General features: G+C 63.3%; 18 protein-coding genes. 14 read left to right on the top strand and 4 right to left on the bottom strand.

Features of this window, described 5'->3' with window-relative positions; all coding sequences use genetic code 11:
- The first annotated feature begins 40 nt into the window (after positions 1-40).
- From E4631_RS26880 to E4631_RS01090, 4 genes are all read left to right on the top strand, one after another.
- Positions 41-271 carry a GxxExxY protein gene (locus E4631_RS26880; RefSeq protein ID WP_317129118.1) on the top strand — a complete coding sequence of 77 codons (231 nt, stop codon included), beginning with the start codon at positions 41-43 and terminating at the stop codon, positions 269-271.
- Positions 198-443, top strand: a complete 246-nt coding sequence (locus tag E4631_RS26875) for a GxxExxY protein (RefSeq protein WP_317129117.1) — start codon at positions 198-200, stop codon at positions 441-443. The genes E4631_RS26880 and E4631_RS26875 overlap by 74 nt, the downstream gene beginning before the upstream one ends.
- 40 nt (positions 444-483) lie before the next feature.
- Positions 484-1,833, top strand: coding sequence for a DUF58 domain-containing protein (locus tag E4631_RS01095; protein ID WP_240734583.1), 1,350 nt, complete (start codon positions 484-486; stop codon positions 1,831-1,833).
- 161 nt (positions 1,834-1,994) lie between these two features.
- Entirely contained in the window at positions 1,995-3,860 is a 1,866-nt protein-coding gene (locus E4631_RS01090) for a beta-N-acetylhexosaminidase (protein ID WP_166648136.1), read from the top strand.
- A 20-nt stretch (positions 3,861-3,880) separates the two neighbouring features.
- Here E4631_RS01090 and E4631_RS01085 read toward each other — a convergent pair whose 3' ends face one another.
- Positions 3,881-4,828, bottom strand: a complete 948-nt coding sequence (locus E4631_RS01085) for an XdhC family protein (protein WP_133658253.1) — start codon at positions 4,826-4,828, stop codon at positions 3,881-3,883.
- A gap of 124 nt (positions 4,829-4,952) precedes the next feature.
- Positions 4,953-5,801, bottom strand: a complete 849-nt coding sequence (gene pucL, locus E4631_RS01080; protein WP_133658252.1) for a factor-independent urate hydroxylase — start codon at positions 5,799-5,801, stop codon at positions 4,953-4,955.
- A gap of 69 nt (positions 5,802-5,870) precedes the next feature.
- On the opposite strand from pucL, the gene allB reads away from it, so the two are divergent.
- From allB to E4631_RS01030, 10 genes are all read left to right on the top strand, one after another.
- Entirely contained in the window at positions 5,871-7,205 is a 1,335-nt protein-coding gene (gene allB, locus E4631_RS01075) for an allantoinase AllB (protein WP_133658251.1), read from the top strand.
- Positions 7,206-7,396: 191 nt separating this feature from the next.
- The gene (locus tag E4631_RS01070) at positions 7,397-8,647 is read left to right on the top strand and encodes a Zn-dependent hydrolase (protein ID WP_133658250.1); all 1,251 of its coding nucleotides are present in this window, start codon (positions 7,397-7,399) and stop codon (positions 8,645-8,647) included.
- A gap of 137 nt (positions 8,648-8,784) precedes the next feature.
- Positions 8,785-9,531, top strand: coding sequence for a (S)-ureidoglycine aminohydrolase (gene allE, locus E4631_RS01065; RefSeq protein WP_133658249.1), 747 nt, complete (start codon positions 8,785-8,787; stop codon positions 9,529-9,531).
- A 93-nt stretch (positions 9,532-9,624) separates the two neighbouring features.
- Entirely contained in the window at positions 9,625-10,128 is a 504-nt protein-coding gene (gene uraD, locus E4631_RS01060; RefSeq protein ID WP_133658248.1) for a 2-oxo-4-hydroxy-4-carboxy-5-ureidoimidazoline decarboxylase, read from the top strand.
- Complete coding sequence (uraH, locus tag E4631_RS01055; protein WP_133658247.1) at positions 10,125-10,463, top strand: hydroxyisourate hydrolase; 339 nt, start codon at positions 10,125-10,127, stop codon at positions 10,461-10,463. Before uraD ends, uraH begins: the two co-directional genes overlap by 4 nt.
- A gap of 95 nt (positions 10,464-10,558) precedes the next feature.
- A complete protein-coding gene (locus E4631_RS01050) occupies positions 10,559-11,989 on the top strand; it encodes a phosphoenolpyruvate kinase (RefSeq protein WP_133658246.1) in 1,431 nt (476 codons plus the stop codon).
- Positions 11,990-12,271: 282 nt separating this feature from the next.
- Positions 12,272-13,108, top strand: coding sequence for a bacteriorhodopsin (locus E4631_RS01045; protein WP_133658245.1), 837 nt, complete (start codon positions 12,272-12,274; stop codon positions 13,106-13,108).
- Positions 13,095-14,093: a Brp/Blh family beta-carotene 15,15'-dioxygenase gene (locus E4631_RS01040; RefSeq protein ID WP_133658244.1), complete on the top strand. Its 999-nt coding sequence runs from the start codon at positions 13,095-13,097 to the stop codon at positions 14,091-14,093. The genes E4631_RS01045 and E4631_RS01040 overlap by 14 nt, the downstream gene beginning before the upstream one ends.
- Positions 14,094-14,190: 97 nt before the next feature.
- Positions 14,191-15,219, top strand: coding sequence for a mechanosensitive ion channel family protein (locus E4631_RS01035; RefSeq protein WP_133658243.1), 1,029 nt, complete (start codon positions 14,191-14,193; stop codon positions 15,217-15,219).
- A gap of 24 nt (positions 15,220-15,243) precedes the next feature.
- Positions 15,244-15,951: a plasmid pRiA4b ORF-3 family protein gene (locus E4631_RS01030; protein ID WP_133658242.1), complete on the top strand. Its 708-nt coding sequence runs from the start codon at positions 15,244-15,246 to the stop codon at positions 15,949-15,951.
- Positions 15,952-16,043: 92 nt separating this feature from the next.
- Here the strand turns inward: E4631_RS01030 and E4631_RS01025 are convergent, their stop codons facing one another.
- Positions 16,044-18,326: a xanthine dehydrogenase molybdopterin binding subunit gene (locus E4631_RS01025; RefSeq protein WP_133658241.1), complete on the bottom strand. Its 2,283-nt coding sequence runs from the start codon at positions 18,324-18,326 to the stop codon at positions 16,044-16,046.
- A gap of 113 nt (positions 18,327-18,439) precedes the next feature.
- Positions 18,440-19,963: an FAD binding domain-containing protein gene (locus E4631_RS01020; protein WP_133658240.1), complete on the bottom strand. Its 1,524-nt coding sequence runs from the start codon at positions 19,961-19,963 to the stop codon at positions 18,440-18,442.
- Positions 19,964-19,972: the final 9 nt, after the last annotated feature.

Raw genomic sequence — 19,972 nt, 5'->3', positions numbered from 1 at the left:
GAGGTGCGCGGTGGTAAAACGCTGAGGTTCGCTGAGTTTTATGCAGGAGAACGATATTTCTTACTTGATTCGGAAGGCAGCTTTTGAAGTGCATACTGAGTCGGGGCCGGGGCTGCTGGAGTCGGTTTATGAAACAGCCTTGCAGTTTGAGCTGCGGCAGGCGGGCTTGCTGGCGGAAGGCCCAGGTACCCTTGCCAATGGTGTACAAGGGCGTAGGCATGGATGTGGGCTTCCGCATGGATTTGCTGGTGGAGAACCGGGTGGTAGTTGAAATCAAGTCTATCGAGTCCATTATGGAGGTGCATCCTATGCAGCTACTTACTTATCTCAAGCTATCAGGCCACAAACTCGGTTTGCTTATCAATTTTAATGTGTCACGCCTTAAAGAAGGCATCGTGCGCAAAGTCAACGGCCTGGACGATTCTCAGCGAACCTCTGCGTAAACCACCGCGCACCTCAGCGGTAACTTCCCGAACCATAACCGTGTCCCTCTTCCTCACCCGTCGCTTTTTTTACCTCTGCGCCGCGCTCATCGCGGGCTTCGTGGTGGCGTTTTTCCTGCCCTGGCTGCTGGGGCCGATGGAAATTCTGCTGGGCGCAGCGGGGCTGCTGACGCTGCTCGATGCGGCGCTACTTTATGCGCCGACCAAGGGCAGCCCTACCCCCCTTTTTGGGCGGCGGGTGCTGGGCGACAAGCTTTCGAACGGCGACGACAACGAGGTAAAGTTATTCCTGGAAAGCCGCTACCGGTTTGGTATTCAGATGGAAGTGATTGACGAGATTCCGCACCAGTTTCAGCGGCGCGATGTGCTGTTTGAGGCCAGCATTGCGCCGGGGCAGACCCAGGTTATCACTTACCAATTGCGGCCGACCAAGCGCGGCGAATACGAGTTTGGGGCCCTGAACGTGTACGCGGCCTCGCCGCTGCGGCTGGTGCGGCGGCGCTTCCGCTGCGAAGAGGGGGGTAGGGTGGTGCCGGTGTACCCGTCGTTTTTACAGATGCGGCAGTACGAGCTGCTGGCCATCCACAACCGCCTCACGGAGGTGGGCGTGAAGCGCATCCGGCGGGTGGGGCAGAGCATGGAGTTTGAGCAAATAAGGCCCTACGCCGGGGGCGACGACCCGCGCACCATCAACTGGAAGGCCAGCGCCCGGCGTGCCGGCGGGGGCAGTGATACACTGGTAGTCAACCACTTTCAGGACGAGCGCGCCCAGCAGGTGTATTGCCTCATCGACAAGGGCCGGGTGATGCGGATGCCATTTGAGGGCCTGAGCCTGCTCGACTACGCCATCAATGCCACGCTGGTCATGAGCAACATTGCACTCATCAAGCACGACAAGGCGGGGCTGATTACGTTCGCGAACAAGCCCGGTGCCACGGTGGCCGCCGAGCGCCGGCCGGGCCACCTGCGCACCATTCTGGAAGTGCTGTATCGCCAGAAGACTCAGTACCTCGAAACCGACTACGAGCGCCTCTACGCCACGGTGCGCGCCAAGATTAAGCAGCGCAGTTTGCTAATTTTGTTCACCAACTTTGAGACGTTGCAGGGGATGGAACGGCAGTTGCCCTACCTGCGTGCCCTGAGCAAGGCGCATTTGCTGCTGGTGGTTTTCTTCGAAAACACCGAGCTGCGCACCTTCCTCGACGCGCCAGCCGACACGACGGCCGACGTATATAACCAAACCATCGCCGAGAAATTTCAGCAGGAAAAGCGCCAGATTGTGCTGGAGCTTCAGCGCTACGGCATTCAGGCACTGCTTACTCCGCCGCAATTGCTGACGGTGAACACGATAAATAAATACCTGGAATTCAAGGCCAGGGGACTCATATGAAGATTTTCGCACAGAGTTTAACCGGAGTTAAAAAGGAGTTTCACCGAGTTTTTAGACGACTTTCTCCGTGGAACTCCTTCTTAACTCCGGTTAAACTCTGTGCGAAAATCTTCCTGGTTTTTTCGAGCTTACTTGCCCACGCCCAGCGCCCGCTGCTGCCGGTGCCGGCGCAGGCTACCTGGCAGGCTGGCCACTACCGCTTTGCTACCGCGCCGCTGCTGGCCCTGCACCGCCAGGTCACCGGCCCGGCCGGCTCGACTGACGAGAGCTACCGCTTACATATCACAGCGGCCGGCGCGAGCCTCACGGCTGCCTCGCCGCTGGGAATTCAGCGCGGGCTGGCCACGTTTCGACAGGTTATTGAGAGCACGCCGCGCGGCTGGCGGGCGCAGCTTTGCGACATCCGCGACCAGCCACGCTTTGCCTGGCGCGGGCTCATGATTGACCCGGCGCGGCACTTTCTGCCGGTGGCCGTTATCAAGCGCAATATTGATGGCATGGCCGCCGTGAAGCTCAACGTGCTGCACTGGCACCTGAGCGACGACCAGGGTTGGCGCGTGGAGAGCAAGCTATTTCCGCGCCTGCACACCGTGGCCGGCGCCACCGGCTACTACACCCAGGCCGAGGTGCGCGAGGTGGTGCGCTATGCCACGCAGCGCGGCATTCGGGTGGTGCCCGAATTTGACCTGCCGGGCCACACCGGGGCGCTGCTGGCCGCCTACCCCCGCCTGGCCTCCAACGATTCCATCAAGACCCTGCCCGTGCGCTGGGGCGTGCTCAACATTGCCCTCGACCCCACCCGCGAGGGCACCTACACCATGCTCGACTCGGTGCTGACCGAGATGAGCGGGCTGTTTCCGGATAAGTATTTCCACATCGGCGGCGATGAGAACGATGGCCGGCAGTGGCGCCACAGCCCGCGCATTGTGGCTTTCATGAAAGAAAAAGGCTTTGTCACGACCAAGGGGGTAGTGGACAAGCACCAGCTGCAGAACTACTTCAACCGCCGGATGCTGACCATTTTGCAAAAGCTGGGCAAGACGATGGTAGGCTGGGATGAGATTCTGGGCCCCGACCTGCCCGCGCCGGTCGTGATTGAGAGCTGGCGCGGCCCCAAGGGCGTGCTCGAAGCCGTGAGCCAGCGCCACCCAGCCCTGCGCGCCAACGGCTACTACCTCGACCTCTACTTCACGGCCGCCAGCCACTACGCCGCCGACCCGTTGCAGGGAATCCCCGACTCGCTGCAAAGCCGCGTGCTGGGCGGCGAGGCCGAAATGTGGAGCGAGTTTGCCGACAGCGTTATCTACGAGAGCCGGGTGTGGCCCCGCGCCGCCGCCGTGGCCGAGCGCCTCTGGAGCCCCGCCGCCCTGAGCCAGGACGTGCCCGACATGTACCGCCGCCTGGCCTTCGTGAGCGAGGAGCTGGACGCGCTGGGCCTGCGCCACCGGCGCGCTCCGGCCGCGCTGCTGCGCCAATTGGCCGCGCCCTACCCGGCCGCCCTACCCTCCCTGCAAACCCTGGCCTCGGTCATAGAGCCAGTAAAAGAGTACAAGCGCCACTTCCAGGGCTTCAAATACACCACCGAAACGCCCCTTACCCGCCTCGTGGACGCCGCCCCGGCCGAGTCGGACGTAGCTCGCCGCTTCGGCGCCACGGCCGATAGCCTGGTGGCTGAGCTGAGCATCGCGGTGCCCAAGTTTCCGGCCGCGCCCCCTACCCTCTCGCCAACCGCCCAGCGCCAGCTAGCCAGCCTGCAAAATCAACTCGCCGGCTGGCAGCGCGCCACCGAGGCCCTACCCCCCCTGTTTGTGCTGAGCCCCAGCCTGGCCGAATATGCGCCGCTGGCCGCCCAGCTCAGCATTGTCGCCAACTTGCTCAGCGAGCGCCTCACGCAGCTGGCGCAGGGCCAGGCGCCGCCGCCCGGCTGGCAAGCCGCCGCCAAGCTCCAGCTCGACGCCGCCCAGAAACCCGTCGGGCAAACCGAGCTGGCCATCATCGGCCCGGCCCGCCGGCTGGTGGGGCTGTAGCGCGAGGTTTCCACTTCGTGCTACTGATTCCGCACCCGTATCAATTCCGCCGCCACGCTCACCGCGATTTCTTCTGGCAGGCGGCTGTTTATCGGCACGCCGATGGGGCCGTGCAAACCATCCAGGTTGAAGCCTTCTTCCAGCAGCACCCGGCGTAGCTCGGCTACTTTGGCGGCGCTGCCCATTACGCCGAGATAGCGATACTGGTGGCCTAGCAGGCGGCGCAGGGCCACGGCGTCGGTGCGGTAGCCCACGGTCATGACGACTACGTAGTGATGCGGGCCGGGGGGTAGGGCCAGGGATTCGTAGCTCACCCGCTGGCGGTGGTGGGCGTAGGGATTGGCGTCGAGGGTCGGCAGGTCGGCGCGGTCGTCGAGCACGGTTATCTCAAATTGCAGCGTGCTAGCTAGCTGCGACAGCGCCAGGCTCACGTGCCCACCGCCCACAATCGTGAGGTGGTCGCGGAAACCCAGCTGCTCGCGGTAGCTCCACGCAGGGCCGGGCTGGTAAGCGTAGAAGTCGGCCGGCTTTTCGGAGGCTAGCTGCAAGCCACCAGCTTCGCTTACCTCCCACGCGCCCCCTTTGAGGCTGCGCAGCATCGTTTCGATGGCCGCTACTACTGGCAAGTCAGCTGGTTGCAACGGCCATAGCAAGACTTCCTGCTCGCCGGCGCACATCATGCCCGAGCGGTCGGCAGGCGCCTCGCGCCGGTGAATCTGGGGGCGCAGCAGGGGGGTAGGGTCGCCGTCGCGCAGGCGCTGGCGGGCCAGCTCCACCCACTTGTGCTCCATGATGCCGCCGCCTATGGAGCCGGCTACGACCTCGGCCGTTACGACCATTTTGAAGCCCTGGCGGCCAGGGCTGCTGCCCTCGCTGCGCACCACGCACAGCAGCGCGGCCGGCTGGCCGGCGCGCAGGGCAGCGGCGGCGAGGGTCCAGGCGGGCAAGTCGCGGGGGGGGCGGGGCATTAGGAGTGGTTATTAGATGTTGTCATTGCGAGAAGAAACGACGAAGCAATCGTATCAGAACGAGTCGTTCATAAATTGTTCTGGTGCGATTGCTTCGTCGTTCCTCCTCTCAATGACAAATTAGCTATCCCCGCACCAGCGTGCCGGTGATGTAGCCAAACGGCGCATCCGTAGCTACAAAAACCTCATTCGTATTCGGCTGGCCGAAGGGCTCCAGGTTGAAGGGAATATGGTGCTTATTGGGCATGATGAGGCTGATTTCTTTTACCTCGGCGGTTTCTTCCAAGATATTTTCGCCGATGGCGTAGAGCGTGTGCTGCACCGAGAGGCTCTGGTGCGCGGAGAAGGTGCGCAGCAGGCTGAGGCGGATTTTTTGGTAGAGGGCCTCAAAATCGAGGTCGGCGCTGGTGTATTCCCACTCGGCCTCGCACTCGGTGGCCAGGATGCGGTCGGTGGTTTCGGGCAGCACGGTGTACTCGTCTTTGGGGTAGCCCACGAAGCCGGAGTCGGCGGTTTTGAGCAGCATCAGGCCTTTCAGGCCGGCCCACACGGTGGCGGGGCCATTGGCGAGTAGCTCTACCACGGCGCGGCGCTTTTCGTTGCTGCCGCCCACGAAGGCGTGCGGGTGGTCGTGGCCGTCGAAGCTCATGCGCTGCCAGGCGTGCTCCAGTATTTCGATGCGGGCCTGGCTCACCTGCGGATTGCGCGACACGAAATGCCGCGCCAGCACCAGCCCAAATGCCTCGATAGTACCCGTAAAATGCTCTTTGGCGAGCGCGTACACCGTGTTTTTCTGGGTGTCGGTGGGCACGATGAGTGCGTTGTCGCCCAGGGTGTGGGCGGCGTCGAAATCGCCGGTCAGCCGCACGCTCACCGACACCTGCCGAAACTCGTGGTGGCCGGCGTGGCGGATGACGCGCGAGAGGTTGACGGCGTTTTTACCGTAGGCGTTGGCGGCGAGTTTAATGGGCATAGCGTGTAGATTGCGGGGCAAAAAAAGAGCGGCAAGATAGTCGCCAGGTGCTACCCCCCCACTCACCCCATGCCCGACCTAATCTTAAAAAGCACGGCCGTCGTCACGCCCGAAGGCCAGCGCCCGGCCCTGCTGGTGCTGCAAAACGGTCGCATTGCCGACGTGCTGCCCTACGACGCGCCCGTGGCCGGCCCCGTGCTCGACCTCGGCGGCGCGGCTATCCTGCCCGGCGTTATCGACCCGCACGTGCACCTCAACGAGCCGGGCCGCACCGAGTGGGAAGGCTTCGACACCGGCACCCGCGCCGCGCTGGCCGGCGGCCTCACTACGCTGGTAGACATGCCGTTGAACTCGGCCCCGGTGACGACTTCGGTGGCAAATCTGCGCATTAAGCAGGCCGCCACTCAGGGCCAGCTGCATACGAACGTGGGCTTTTGGGGCGGCATTGTGCCCGGCAACGCGGCTGAGGTGGGGCCGCTTATTGCGGCGGGCGTGCTGGGGTTTAAGGCGTTTCTGACGCACTCGGGCATCGACGATTTTCCCAATGCTACGGAGGCCGATTTGCGCCAGGTGATGCCGCTGCTGGCCCGCCACGGCCTACCGCTGCTCGTGCACTGCGAACTGAGCGAAGACAATGACGAGTGGAAAAAAGGCGATACCCGCGCCTACCCCAACTACCTGGCCTCACGACCCAAAAGCTGGGAAGACGAGGCCATAAAGCTCATGGTGCGGCTCTGCGCCGAGTACCGCTGCCCGGTGCACATCGTGCATTTATCGTCGGCCAATTCCCTACCCCTCCTCGCCGAGGCCAAGGCCAACGGCCTGCCCCTGACGGTGGAAACCGGCCAGCACTACCTGTTTTTCAACGCCGAAGACATCGCCGATGGCCAGACGCAGTTCAAGTGCGCGCCGCCCATCCGGGAGCGGGCCAACAACGAGCAGCTGTGGCAGGCGCTGCAAAACGGCCTCATCGATTTCGTGGCTACCGACCACTCGCCCGCCCCGCCCGACCTCAAACAGCTGGCCAGCGGCGACTTTGCCAGCGCCTGGGGCGGCATCGCCTCGTTGCAGCTGGCCCTACCCGTGCTCTGGACCGCCGCCCGCGCGCGCGGCGCGGCGCTGCCCGACCTGGCCCGCTGGCTCAGCACTAACCCCGCCCGGCTCATCGGCCAAAGCCACCGCAAAGGCCAGATTACCAGCGGCTACGACGCCGACCTGCTGGTGCTGGCCGCCGACGAGAAATTCACGGTGACGGCAGAAATGCTGCACCACCGCCACAAGGTATCGCCCTACCTGGGCCGCGAGTTGGCGGGCGTGGTGACGCATACTTTCCTGGCGGGCGAGGAAGTTTTTCGGCACCCCGATGCCATGCACCTGAACCGTGGGCAGCTGCTGACGCGGTAAGCGTGTATGTTTGCGGTTTCGCCCTCCGCGTCAACCTCACCCCCTAGCCCGCTCTCCCGTGGAGAGGGGAAACTAGCTCTAGAATAGTTTTAGACTAGAAATTTAGAGTTAAAGACTAGTCCCCCCTCTCCACGGGAGAGGGGGCTAGGGGGTGAGGTTGACGCGGAGGGCGAGTATCCCTACAAACCATTATGCCTGACTACCCCACCCGCACCGCCCGCCTTCTCAGCCGCATTCACGAGCTGGGCGCCATCAGCGAAGACGCCACGGGCGCGACTGTGACGCGCACGTTTGGCACGCCGGCTTTTCTAAAAGGCCGCGACCTGGTGCAAGGCTGGTTTGAGGCCGCCGGCCTCGAAACCCGCCTCGATGGCATCGGCAACCTGCGCGGGCGGCTGCGCAGCCAGCGGCCGGGCGCCAAAACGTTTGTACTGGCTTCGCACATCGACACGGTGGTGAACGCTGGCAAATACGACGGGCCACTGGGCGTGCTGATGGGGCTGGACCTGGTGGAAAGCATTATTCAGCAAAGACTTGAGTTACCCTTCAACCTGGAGCTGATTGCTTTCAGCGACGAGGAAGGTGTGCGCTTTCATACCACCTACCTGGGTAGCAAAGTGGTGACGGGCGCCTTCGAGCCGGCGCTTTTGCAAAAAACGGATGCCAACGGCATTACCCTGGCCCAGGCCATTGCCGAAATGGGCGGCAACGCCGCGACCCTCGCCGCCGACGCCCTACCCCCCGCCGAGTGGCTGGGCTACTTCGAGCTGCACATCGAGCAAGGCCCGGTGCTGTGGGAAAGCGGCGTGCCGGTGGCGCTGGTCACGGATATTGCTGGGCAGCAGCGCGTGGAGCTGACCTGGCTGGGCATGGCCGGCCACGCCGGCACCGTGCCAATGGATATGCGCCAGGATGCACTAGCCGCCGCCGCCGAGTTTGTGCTCGCTACCGAAGCCTTTGCGCTGCGCCACGGCCACGGGCTGGTAGCCACCGTGGGCCAGCTGCGCCTAGTGCACGCGGCCAGCAATATTATTCCCGGCCAAGTCGTGCACAGCCTCGACCTGCGCAGCCCCGATGCCGACCAACTGGCGGCAGCTTACACTGACCTCCAGGCGCAGGCTGAAGCTATTGCCGCCCGGCGGGGGGTAGGGCTGACCTGGCAGCTGGTGCAAGCCACCGCGCCCGTGCAGTGCGACCACGAGCTGAACCGCCTGCTGGGCCAAGCCATCGCGGCCAGCGGCTACGAGGTAGACGGCCTGGTGAGCGGCGCCGGCCACGACGCAGTGCCGGCCTCGGCCGTGGCGCCGGCCACCATGGCCTTCATTCGCTGCTACAAAGGCATCAGCCACAACCCGTTGGAGAACGTGGAAGCGGCCGATGTGGCGGCGGCGCTGGAAGTGGCCGAGCGGTTTTTGCTGGAATTAAAAAACGCGCATGAATAAAATTGCCCGTCATGCTGAGCTTGTCGAAGCATCTCTACCGCTTCATCTGCATCGTACAATGAAGCGGTAGAGATGCTTCGACAAGCTCAGCATGACGTTTTGCTTTCCTTTATCCTTCTCCCCCCTACCCACACCTTATGCACTTAGGCTCTGCTACCCGCTCTGTTACCCGGCGCAACCACGCCATTATCGCGCCCGACGGCTACATCAACAGCAACGTACCCGGCTGGACGGGCGGCACCGTCAACGTCATTATCAATGAGCAGATGGGCGCGCGGCTCTGCCAAACGCTCGTGACCCTCACCGACGCCGGGCAGCTGACGGGCACTACCGAGGCAAGCCAGATTTTCTTCTACGTGGTGCAGGGCCAGGTGCAGGCCACCATCGGCGACGATAGCCGGATTCTGACCGCGGGCAAGTTTGTGTACGTACCCATCGGGCAGCACTACGTGTTCAAAAACCCCACGGCAAATACGCAGATTCTCACCTTTCACAAGGTGTATGAGCCGCTGGCGGGGCACGACCAGCCGGGCGTGCACTGGGGCGAAAAAGACGACAGCAAAGCGCCTATTTACATGAACGATGAGGCGCTGCGCATCCAGGAATTACTGCCCAATGAGCTGGGTTTCGACATGGCCGTCAACATCTTCACCTACCAGCCCGGCGGCAACCTGCCGATGGTCGAAACACACATCATGGAGCACGGCCTGCTCTACTTGCAGGGCCAGGCTATCTATATGCTTGACCAGCAGTGGTACCCGGTGCAGAAGGGCGATTCCATCTGGATGGCGCCGTTCTGCCAGCAGTGGGCCGCTTCCATTGGCAAGGAGCCGTCGGTCTACATCTATTATAAGAACGTGAACCGCTTTCCGACGGTGGTGTAGCGCGGACTCTGTGAGTCCGCGCGTTGCACAGCCTGCACGCCACCTTTTCCTTATCGTTCTACGCGCGGACTCGCAGAGTCCGCGCTACAGCTCATGACCCTCGCTGACCTCAACGCCCTACCCCCCGCCGCCCGCGCCGAGGCGCTAGCTACCTGCTGCGGGGCCGCCGCCTGGGTCGCCACCCTGAACCAGCAGTTTCCCTTCGCGTCGGCGGCAGTGCTTTATGAGGCGGCCGAGCGCACGTGGTACAACCTCACCGAGGCCGACTGGCGCGAGGCGTTTTTGCATCACCCGAAAATTGGGGATGTGAATGCATTAAAGGAGAAATTTGCCAGCACGGCTACCTGGGCGGCGGGCGAGCAGGGCGCCGTGCGCCAGGCTTCGGACGACACGCTGGCGGCGCTGGCGGCGGGCAATGAGGCCTACGAAGCGAAATTCGGCTACATCTTCATTGTGTGCGCCACGGGTAAATCGGCTGGCGAGATGCTGGCTTTGCTGCAAGCCCGGCTGCCGCACGAGCCGAATACTGAAATACACGTTGCCATGGGCGAGCAGGCCAAAATCACGCGCCTGCGCCTCGAAAAACTACTCGCATGAGCCAGCTCACCACCCATATTCTTGACACGACCAAGGGCCGACCGGCGGCGGGCGTTACCATCGCGCTCTTCGAGCCAAGCGGCGGCGACTGGCGCGAAATTGCGCGCGGCGCGACCAATGCTGATGGCCGCATTCCCGATTTATTGCCCGAGAATAAAATTCTGGCCACGGGCGTATACAAGCTCAAATTCTTCACCCAGGAATATTTTGAGCGCGACGGGCTCGCCCATTTTTATCCCTTCGTAGAAATCTGTTTCACCGTGGCCGACGCGGCGCACTACCACGTGCCGCTACTGCTTAACCCCTTCGGCTACAGTACCTACCGCGGCTCGTGAGCAACCTGTAAAACGGAGTGGCACTCCGTTTAATCGTTGAACAAGCCGCTCACGCATAAACGGAGTGCCACTCCGTTTTACACTTTCCCTACCCCATGAAACTCAGCCTTCAGGACTCCGACAAAACCGCTTTGCTCGACCAGTTGGGCGAAGCTAACCTGCGCTTTCAGCACACCTACCCCGGCGACCGGCCCGACCGCCAGCCCGTGCACACCGTGTATGGCGGCGCCAACCTCTTCAAAGCCGACACCTGCGGGCGGATGGGTGAAATCGCGCTGCGTAACCTCCAGACCTACGCCCCCAACTTCGTGGAGCTGGCGCGGGTGCTGGCGCTGGCCGGCCACGAGCACCTGCCTACCCTCGAAAAAGACATCCACGACCTCACCGACTACCTCGACAAGCTGCCCGCCGACCAGCGCCGCCAGGAGCCCGCCTGGCTGGCCTACACGGTGTACAACAAGATTGTGCAGAAGCTCAAGACCGAAGCCGTGGAGGATTTTCGCATCGACTTTGAGGATGGTTTCGGCAACCGGCCCGATGCCGAGGAAGATGCTACCGCCGTGCAGGCCGCCGAAGAAGTGGCCAAAGGCATGGCTGATAATACCTTATCGCCCTTCATCGGCATTCGCATCAAGCCCTTCACCGAAGACCTGAAGGCGCGGGGCGTGCGCACCCTCGACATCTTCCTGAGCACTTTGCTCGAAGCCACCGGCGGCGCCCTACCCCCCAATTTTGTGGTGATGCTGCCCAAGGTGACGATACCGGAGCAGATGACCACGATGGTACGCCTGCTGGAGCTGCTGGAAAGGGCTAACAACCTGGCTCCCGGCACCTTGAAGATGGAAACGATGGTGGAAGCCACCCAGATTGTGATGGACGACGAGGGGCGCAACCCGCTCCTGCGCATAATTCGGGCCAGCGAGGGGCGCTGCATTGCGGCGCACTTTGGCACGTACGACTACACGGCTTCGGCCGGTATCACGGCCAAGTACCAGACCATGGCGCACCCGGTGTGCGACTTTGCCCACCACATGACCAAGGTGGCGCTGGGCGGCACCGGCATCTGGCTCTCGGACGGGGCTACCAACGTGATGCCCATTGGCCCGCATCGGGGTGATAACCTGAGCTTTGCGCAGCTGCGCGAAAACCAGGACGCCGTGCACAGCGGCTGGCGCCAGGCCTACCACCACACCACGCACTCGCTCATCAACGGCTTTTACCAGGGCTGGGACCTGAACCCCGCGCAGCTGCCCATGCGCTACGCGGCCACCTACAATTTCTTCCTTAGCTCCTACGAAAGCGCCGTGCACCGCCTCAAAACCTTTGTGGAACGCGCCGCCATTTCGACGCTCACCGGCGATATTTTCGACGATGCCGCCACGGGTCAGGGCTTGCTCAACTTCTTCCTGAAAGCGCTGAACTGCGGCGCCATCTCGGAGGAAGACATTGTGCCCACTGGCCTCACGATTGAGGAAATCGAGACGCGCTCGTTTTATCGCATTCTTGAAGGCCGCCGCAAGGCGTAGCGGCGGACGCGCAGAATAAGCACCAAGAACTATACATAATTCGGGCATTTATCGCCCCAAAGCCTCTCCTGGCAGCGCTCGCCTACCTTTCGGGGTAGCGGCTGCCGGGAGAGGCTTTACTGTTGGTAATCAAGAATTTAAAAATTAGTAGCCTTCAGTAAGCTCACGAAATCTTCATGTATAATGAGCACATTATGAAGCAGTTAGCCACCAACGCTTAAACTGCCTGGTGCGTAGGAAAGAGAGCAAATAATCCGTTTTCTCACTCCTATTCCTTTTCCCATGACTTTTGCTACTGAATTTGTCCCGACCGCCGGGGAGGTTGGCATGCTGCCCATGCTGACGTATTTTTTCATGACGTTTGCAGCCTACTGCTTTTTGGGCAACGTGTTTTTCAGCGTGCTCACCAACCAAAGCGTGGCGCCCGAGCACCGCATTTCGCGGGCCTACGGCGGGGTTATTGCCATTGTGGCGGGGGTGTCGTACTTCCTCATCACACGGTTTTACCACGGCATGCTGCAAGACCTCAGCCACTTGACTTCGCCCGAGGCGCGGACCGCCCTCATTCGGCACAGCTACCAGGCCATCGGCCAGTACCGCTACATGGACTGGGCCGTGACTACCCCCCTGCTGCTGCTTAAAGCCGCCTCGATGCTGCGCATTCGCTACAGCGAGGCCGCTGGGGCTATTACCCTGATGCTGTTCGCTGACTTTTTTATGGTCGTGACCGGCTACATCGGCGAGCAGCAATTGACGGCGGCGGGCGAGATTATTACCAGCGGCAAGCTGCTGTGGGGTGCCATCTCGACGGTGGGCTACGTGGTGGCGGTTGTAGTGCTGTACGGGCTGTATAAGAAGTTTGCGGAGCGCGGCAACGACACCGAGCGCTGGGGCTTTAAGTTTATTGGCATCACGACCGTTACCACCTGGGGCGTGTACCCGCTGGGCTACATGCTGACGATGACGAGCATCGACCTGAACTACATCCACATCGCGTTCAGCCTCTTCGACGTGTTCAATAAAGTAGGTATCTCAGTGGTGGCCTACCTGGTGGGCAAGCGCCTGCTCGACGAGCGCCTGAACGAGAAGAAGGTGCTCGACGGCTATGCCACGGCCTAGCCTGGCCGATAGTCTGCGCCAGCCCACGGTGCGGCCCCAGGTCTACTCCTACGGAATAGTGCTGGTGGCCGTGGCCGTGGGCTGGCTGCTGCCGGGCGCGGCCGGCTGGGTGCTGGGGCCGGCACTGCTGCTGGGGCTGGTGCTGCTGGGCGTGGCCCACGGCGCCTGCGACCAGTACGTGGTGCCCGCCACGCACCCCGCGCTGGCCCACGACCGGGTGCGCTACTGGGCCGTGTTCTTGGGCGGCTACCTGGGGCTGGCGGGGGGGGTAGGGCTGCTGTGGTGGTGGCAGCCGGCGCTAGCGGTGGCCTTCTTTTTTGGGCTGTCGGCCTGGCACTGGGGCTCGGGCGATGCGCCGACCGCGGCGCGTTACCGGGCGCAGTGGGTGGCGCACGGCCTCTTGCGCGGTGGGCTCATTTTTGCGGTGCCGCTCTGGTTTTGGCCCGCCGAAACGCGCGCCCTCACCAATGGCCTGCTGGCCCTGGCCGGAGCCGCGCCGGTGAGCGCGGCGGCCGTAGGCACGGCGGCGCGCGGGCTGGGGCCGCTGGTGCTGGCCGGCCACGCGCTGCTGTGGGGTAGCTATTGGGTAACTAATCAGCGCCGGCTGGCCCTGGCCGATATGCTGGAAGCACTGCTGCTCAGCCTCTTGCTGGTGGCGCTGCCGCCGGTGTTGTCGGCGGGCGTGTACTTTGTGTTTTGGCACAGCTTGCAGCACATGCTGCGCATGAATGCCCTGATGGGCCGGCCCTTTGCCGGCAGCGGGCGGGCCTTGTGGGCCGAGCTGGGCTTCTTTCTCAAGCGCTCGGCGCCGCTGCTGGCCATTAGCGTGGCGGCGCTGGCGGTGCTCTACGGCTTGGCGTGGGCGCGGGCGGCGGGCGGGCCGGTGCTCATCAGCCTGGCGCTGCTGGTGGCCTCGGTGGTGACCCTACCCCACGCGCTGCTCGTGACGCTGGGCCTGGATGCGGCCCGCTGGCGGCGGGGGTAAAGCGTACTTATCTGCTTTGATTTGACAACCCTTAGGCAAATTATTGCGTGTGTAAGCAAAGCGCGGTAGCGCTCTTACTTTACCCTTTACCTCCAGTATGGATTTCTCGATAGCCTGGCAGCAAATCAACGACATGGGCCGCGAATTTATGGTGCTGCTGCCCAACCTGATTTTCGGCATTATCGTCTTTGTCGCGTTCATTTTTGCCGCCCGCGGCGTGCGCACGCTGGTGCAGCGCCTCACGGAGAATCGCCAGCAGAGCGAAAGCCTGAAAATCCTGCTGAGCCGCCTGGCTTACGTGGTGACCCTCATTCTGGGTATTCTCATCACGGTAACTATAGTGGTGCCCAGCTTCACGCCGGCCAGCTTGCTGAGCGCGCTGGGGGTAGGCGGCGTGGCAATTGGCTTCGCGTTCAAAGATATTTTTCAGAACTTCCTGGCGGGCGTGCTGCTGCTGCTCACCGAACCCTTCAAGCTCAACGACCAGATTAAGTACAAGGATTTTGAGGGCACCGTGGAGTCGATTCAAACCCGCGCCACTACCATTATGACCTACGATGGCCGCCGGGTAGTTATTCCGAATGCCGAGCTGTTTATCAATGCCGTCACCGTGAACACGGCCTACGACAAGCGCCGCCTGCAGTACGACATCGGCATTGGCTACGGCGACGATATTGCCACGGCCCGCAAGCTGATACTGGAAGCCCTGAGCAGCATTGAGGGCGTGCTGACCGACCCCGCGCCCGAGGCGTTGGTCGTGGACCTGGCCGGCAGCAGCGTCAACATTCGGGCGCGTTGGTGGATAAACCCGCCGCGCCGCGCCGACTTTATGGCGGCGCAGGACCGCGGGCTCGAAGCCATCAAAAACACGCTTACGGCCCACGGCATCGACCTGCCCTTCCCGACCCAGCAAATCTTGCTGCACGACCAAACCGAGGCCACCGACGGCGACCGCAAAACCCAGCGCGAAGGCTGGCCCGCCGGCGGAGGCGACGTGCCCAAGTCGCGCCAGCAGCTACGAGAAGCCGAAGCTCAGCAGGCCGCCGAGGTCGGAAGGAATGAGGATAACGCCAGTTCTTTTTCCGCTAAGCCGGAAAAGAGCGCCGCGCCCGCCCCAGCCGGCTAGCCCACGCCACTAGCTAGGGCGGCGTTGCTGCCTACCTTCGCCGCATGGCTAACTTACTCACTCTCAAAGCTGCGCTACACGCAGCCGCCCGTGTGGCGGCGGCTGGTGCTTCCCGACACGCTCACGTTCTGGGACTTGCACTTTGCCTTGCAGCTGGCTTTTGGCTGGGAAAACGCGCACCTGTTCGAGTTCAGTACCGGGCGGGGTAGCCCTGGCGACTTGCTCACTGGCTCGCCACCCATGCAGCCCGGCGAAGCCGACTACCTGCCCGAGTGGTGGCGCGACCCGCGCCAGGTAGCGCTGGCCGAAATCCTGCGCGCGCCGAAGGATAAGCTCAGCTACGTGTACGACATGGGCGACCACTGGGAACACCAACTGGTGGTCGAAAAAACTGCGCCGCTCGCCGCCGGCGCGCCCCTACCCCCCGTGCACTGCCCCGATGGCCGCCGCGCCGGCCCGCCCGAAGACATCGGCAGCATTCCCGGCTACGAAATGCTGCTCGTCGCGCTGGCCGAAAAAGCCGCCGGCACCCGCAAGCGCATGCCCAGCCACTTCGCCGGCCTCGGCAAGTATGACCCCGACGCGCCCGAGCTGGATATTGTGAACGACAACCTGGCCCAACTTTCCTTCATCGTGGCCGACGAAAACGCCTCTATCGAAGCATATCGGCAGCAGCTGGCCGCCCAGCCCCGGCCCATCCGCCAGCGCCCTACCCCCGACGAACTGCTGTAGCAGCTGGCGGCGCTGCCTACCCCAAGCGTTCCGCCCGTAGCTCCAAAGAAACCGGAAAAGTCATAGGTTATTCGCCGAGATGGGGTTATACGTTAGCTAGCCGCAAGCTGGCCCACAGTCACAAACTCGGGGTAGAGCGCGCCGAGTACCCGCTCGGGCGTCAGGGGCGCCACGAGGGGTAGGGCGGTGCCGGGGCGAAAGGCGCGTACGGCATCGCGCAGAGCAAAGTACGCGCCGATGCCGTACATCAGCGGCGGCTCGCCCACGGCTTTGGCGCGCAGGATGGCGTTGGGGTGGCCGGGCGTGTCGAGAAAATGCACGTCGAGCACGGCGGGCACCGAGTAGAGGTCGGGTATCTTATAGCTGTTCAGCGAGTTGCTGAGCAGGCGGCCTTCGTTGTTGTAGCTCACTTCTTCCAGCGTCATCCAGCCGATGCCTTGCACGGCGCCGCCCTCAATCTGGCCGCGGTCGATGGCGGGGTTGAAGCTCTGGCCAAAATCGTGGGCAATCTGCACGCTGTCGATGGTGTAGGTGCCGCGCAGACAATCGACGGTGGCGGTGGTCAGGGCCGTGCCATAGACGTGGTAGGCGAAGGGGTGGCCGCTCTCGGTGCTGGCATCAAAATGCACACCGGGGGTAGCGTAGTGGGCGTTTTCGGTGAGCGCCACGCGCCGCACGAAGGCACTGCTCACCAGCTTCTCCCAGGTGGTTTCGGCCGGAATACCGGCGGCCAGCACCTGCTCATTTTCAATAATAATGCCTTCGTAATCGACCGCAAACTCGGTGCTGGCGTGGCGCAGCAGGCGCTCGCGCAGCGCTAGGCAGGCCAGCTCGGTGGCCTTGCCGTTAAGGTCGGCGGTGGCGCTGGCGGCGCTGGGCGAGGTGTTGGCCACGCGGGTGGTGTTGGTGCTCTCGATTTTGATGCGATTAATCGAAATGCCCAGCGTGCGGGCCGCCACCTGCGCAATTTTGGTGTTCACGCCCTGGCCCATCTCTACCGCGCCGGTGCTGATGCCCACCGAGCCATCGGTGTAGATGTGCACCAGTGCCCGCGTCTGGTTCATAAACGTCTTGGTGAACGAGATGCCGAAGCAGATGGGCATCATCGCTACCCCCTTCTTAAAGAGCTGGTTATCCTGGTTAAACTTCGCCACGGCAGCGCGCTGGCCGTCCAGGTCAAATAGCTCGGCGGCGGTGTCCCAGGCCTGCTCGGCGTGGCAGCCTTCGGCCGGCTGGCGATACGGAAACAGGTCGCCCTCGCGCAGCAGATTGCGCCGCTGAATCTCGCTCGGCAGCACGCCCAGCGCCTCGGCCGCCTTGGTGATAGCCGACTCAATAACGAACATGCCCTGCGGCCCGCCAAAGCCCCGGAAGGCCGTATTGGGCGGCAAATTGGTGCGGCACGAGTTGGCCGCGGCCGTCACGTTGGGGATGCAGTAGGCGTTGGTGGTGTGGAAGAGCGTGCGCTCCAGCACGGCCGGCGAGAGGTCGGCGGCGGCGCCGGCGTTCTGGTAGTACGTCACCTCGTAAGCCAGAATTTTGAGGTCTTGGTCGAGCCCGATTTTGAAGTCGGACGAGTACGGGTGGCGCTTGCCGGTCATGCGCATGTCGGCCATGCGGTCGAGCACCAGCTTCACGGGGCGCTTCGTGAGGAAGGCGCCCAGTGCGGCCAGGCAGCCCCAGGGCGTGGCCTGGTCTTCCTTACCCCCAAAGCCGCCGCCGAGGCGCGTCACATCTACCTCAATCTGGTGCATGCCGATGCCCAGCACCACGGCGCAGTGGCGCTGCACGGCCGTCGGCCCCTGCGTCGAAGAGATGATTTTGACGCCGCCCAGCTCGGTCGGGAAGGCGTAGGCACCCTGCGTTTCGATGTACAAATGCTCCTGCCCGCCACTCTCCGCTACCCCCTCAAACACGTGCGCGCAGCCCGCAAACGCCCCCGCCGAATCGCCGATGCGGAAGGTGCGCGGCGGCACAATCAGCTCGCCCTGCGCGGCGGCCTGGCGCGGGTCGGTAATGACGGGCAGCGGCTCGATATCGGCCTGAATGAGCTTGAGCGCCGCGTGCGCCTGCTGCTCGGTGCGGGCCAGCACCAGCGCCACCGGCTGCCCCCGAAAGTGCACGTGGCCCTCGGCCAGCAGCGGCTCGTCGGGCACGATGCCGCCAATCTGGTTGCGACCGGGAATGTCCTGGGCGGTGAGGATACGCACCACGCCGGGTGATCGCTGGGCGGCGCTCAGGTCCAGGCCATTGAGCACGCCGTGGGCCAGCGGCGACTCGTACACGGCCGCGAACAGTGTACCCTGCTGCTCGGGCACATCGTCGAGGTACTGCGATTCGCCGCGCACGTGGCGCTGGGGGTCAAGGTGGTTCATGGCTGTAAAACGGAGTGGCACTCCGTTTCCGAGAGCGCCGGGCAAAACAATACACAATTTTTTGCGCTCTTATGGCGCGGACGATTAGACGATTAACGGAGTACCACTCCGTTTTACATCAATTCCGCCAACGACATTGCCGGCGCGAAGCGCAGGAAATGCGCAAACAGTAACTGCCGCAGCAGCAGGCGCTTATAAGCCGCCGTGCCGCGTACGTCGCCGATGGGACTGATTTCTGCCTGCATCACCTCGTTGGCGCCGGCCACCGTGTCGGCACTCAGCTCGCGGCCCAGCAGGTACTCGCCGGTGCGGCGTAGCAGCAGCGGCACCGGCCCTACCCCCCCGGCCGAGAGCCGGGCGGCCGTAATCAGGCCGTTTTCGAGGCGCAGCCAGGCGGCGGTGTTCACGCTGGCAATGTCGAGGTGGGTGCGCTTGGATACTTTCTCGAAGTTGAACAGGTCGCCGGACAGCGGGGCAGGGAAGCTGATTTCAGTTACCTGCTCGTCGGCGGCTTTCGCCAGCTTCTTGTAGCCCAGGTACAGCTCGGCCAGCGGCAAAACCCTCCCTACCCCCCCGGCGGCGGCCAACGTCACCTCCGCGCCCAGCGCCAGAAATAATATCGTTAAATCGCCAATGGGCGAGGCGTTTACGAAGTTACCGGCCACCGTGCCCATGTTGCGAATGGGCGTGCTCGATACCAGCTTGAGGTAGTCGGGCAGGCGCGGCAGCAGGCCGCGCATCAACTCCGATTCAAGCAGCTGGCTGGCCGTGGTGGCGGCACCCAGCACCACGCGGCCGCCCTGCTGGCGCAGGCCGCGCCGGCCGCTTTGGTCGAAGAGCAAACGCACGGGCTGCTGGCGCAGCTCGTCGAGGCGCTGCACCAGCAGGTCGGTGCCGCCGCTCAGTAGTGGATGGGTGGCGTGCGGGAAGTGGCCGTTGGCGTGACCATTCTGGCTTTGGGCGTGGCCGTTGGGTGAGGTAGAAGCAGTGCTGCCATTGACGGCGTGGCCGTTGGCGGCGGGGGTAGGCGCTTCGGCAGCGGCCGTTTCGGCGCGCAGGGCGGCCAGCCGGGCAGGCATTTCTTCGAAATAGGCGGGCACGAACTGCTTTTCTCTCAGCCACTTTACGCTATCGGTGGTGGGCCTTGCAGCCAGCTCGGCGGTGAGGGCGGCGGCGGCGCGCTCCAGCGACTTGTAGCCCGTACAGCGGCAGATGTTGCCGTCGATGGCGGCGCAGGTATTCGTTTCGGTGGCGGGCTTGTCGCTGAGGCTGTGGCCCGTCAGCGACATCACGAAGCCGGGGGTGCAAAAGCCGCACTGTGAGCCGTTGTTTTCTACAATGGCCTGCTGCACCGGCGTGAGCTGGCCGCCGGCCTGGTTGATGCCTTCTACCGTGACCACATGCTTGCCGTGCACGTTGCCGAGCGGCGTGAGGCAGCTCGTCATGCTTTGGTAACTAATGCGTTGCCCACCTTCGACCGGCTCGCCCACCAGCACGGTGCAGGCGCCGCAGTCGCCCTCACGGCAGCCGATTTTGGTGCCCATCAGGTGCTCGTGGTAGCGCACGAAGTCGAGCAGGGAGCTGGCCGCCGGCTCGGTGGTGTGGATAGGCTGGTCGTTGAGAAAGAAGGTAATCATTAGCTGGGG

This window comes from Hymenobacter sp. UV11, assembly GCF_004684095.1.
Taxonomy (GTDB): Bacteria; Bacteroidota; Bacteroidia; order Cytophagales; family Hymenobacteraceae; genus Hymenobacter.
The sequence above is the reverse complement of the archived record's forward strand: the minus strand, read 5'-3'. Positions and strand labels throughout refer to the sequence as shown.

Excerpts from the sequence above, each read along its gene's own strand:
- E4631_RS26880 (WP_317129118.1), top strand. The coding sequence starts at position 41 with ATGCAGGAGAACGATATTTCTTACTTGATTCGGAAGGCAGCTTTTGAA.
- E4631_RS26875 (WP_317129117.1), top strand. The coding sequence starts at position 198 with ATGGTGTACAAGGGCGTAGGCATGGATGTGGGCTTCCGCATGGATTTG.
- E4631_RS01085 (WP_133658253.1), bottom strand. The coding sequence starts at position 4,828 with ATGCCCCGCCCCCCCCGCGACTTGCCCGCCTGGACCCTCGCCGCCGCT.
- pucL (WP_133658252.1), bottom strand. The coding sequence starts at position 5,801 with ATGCCCATTAAACTCGCCGCCAACGCCTACGGTAAAAACGCCGTCAAC.
- allB (WP_133658251.1), top strand. The coding sequence starts at position 5,871 with ATGCCCGACCTAATCTTAAAAAGCACGGCCGTCGTCACGCCCGAAGGC.
- E4631_RS01070 (WP_133658250.1), top strand. The coding sequence starts at position 7,397 with ATGCCTGACTACCCCACCCGCACCGCCCGCCTTCTCAGCCGCATTCAC.
- allE (WP_133658249.1), top strand. The coding sequence starts at position 8,785 with ATGCACTTAGGCTCTGCTACCCGCTCTGTTACCCGGCGCAACCACGCC.
- uraD (WP_133658248.1), top strand. The coding sequence starts at position 9,625 with ATGACCCTCGCTGACCTCAACGCCCTACCCCCCGCCGCCCGCGCCGAG.
- uraH (WP_133658247.1), top strand. The coding sequence starts at position 10,125 with ATGAGCCAGCTCACCACCCATATTCTTGACACGACCAAGGGCCGACCG.
- E4631_RS01050 (WP_133658246.1), top strand. The coding sequence starts at position 10,559 with ATGAAACTCAGCCTTCAGGACTCCGACAAAACCGCTTTGCTCGACCAG.
- E4631_RS01045 (WP_133658245.1), top strand. The coding sequence starts at position 12,272 with ATGACTTTTGCTACTGAATTTGTCCCGACCGCCGGGGAGGTTGGCATG.
- E4631_RS01040 (WP_133658244.1), top strand. The coding sequence starts at position 13,095 with ATGCCACGGCCTAGCCTGGCCGATAGTCTGCGCCAGCCCACGGTGCGG.
- E4631_RS01035 (WP_133658243.1), top strand. The coding sequence starts at position 14,191 with ATGGATTTCTCGATAGCCTGGCAGCAAATCAACGACATGGGCCGCGAA.
- E4631_RS01025 (WP_133658241.1), bottom strand. The coding sequence starts at position 18,326 with ATGAACCACCTTGACCCCCAGCGCCACGTGCGCGGCGAATCGCAGTAC.
- E4631_RS01020 (WP_133658240.1), bottom strand. The coding sequence starts at position 19,963 with ATGATTACCTTCTTTCTCAACGACCAGCCTATCCACACCACCGAGCCG.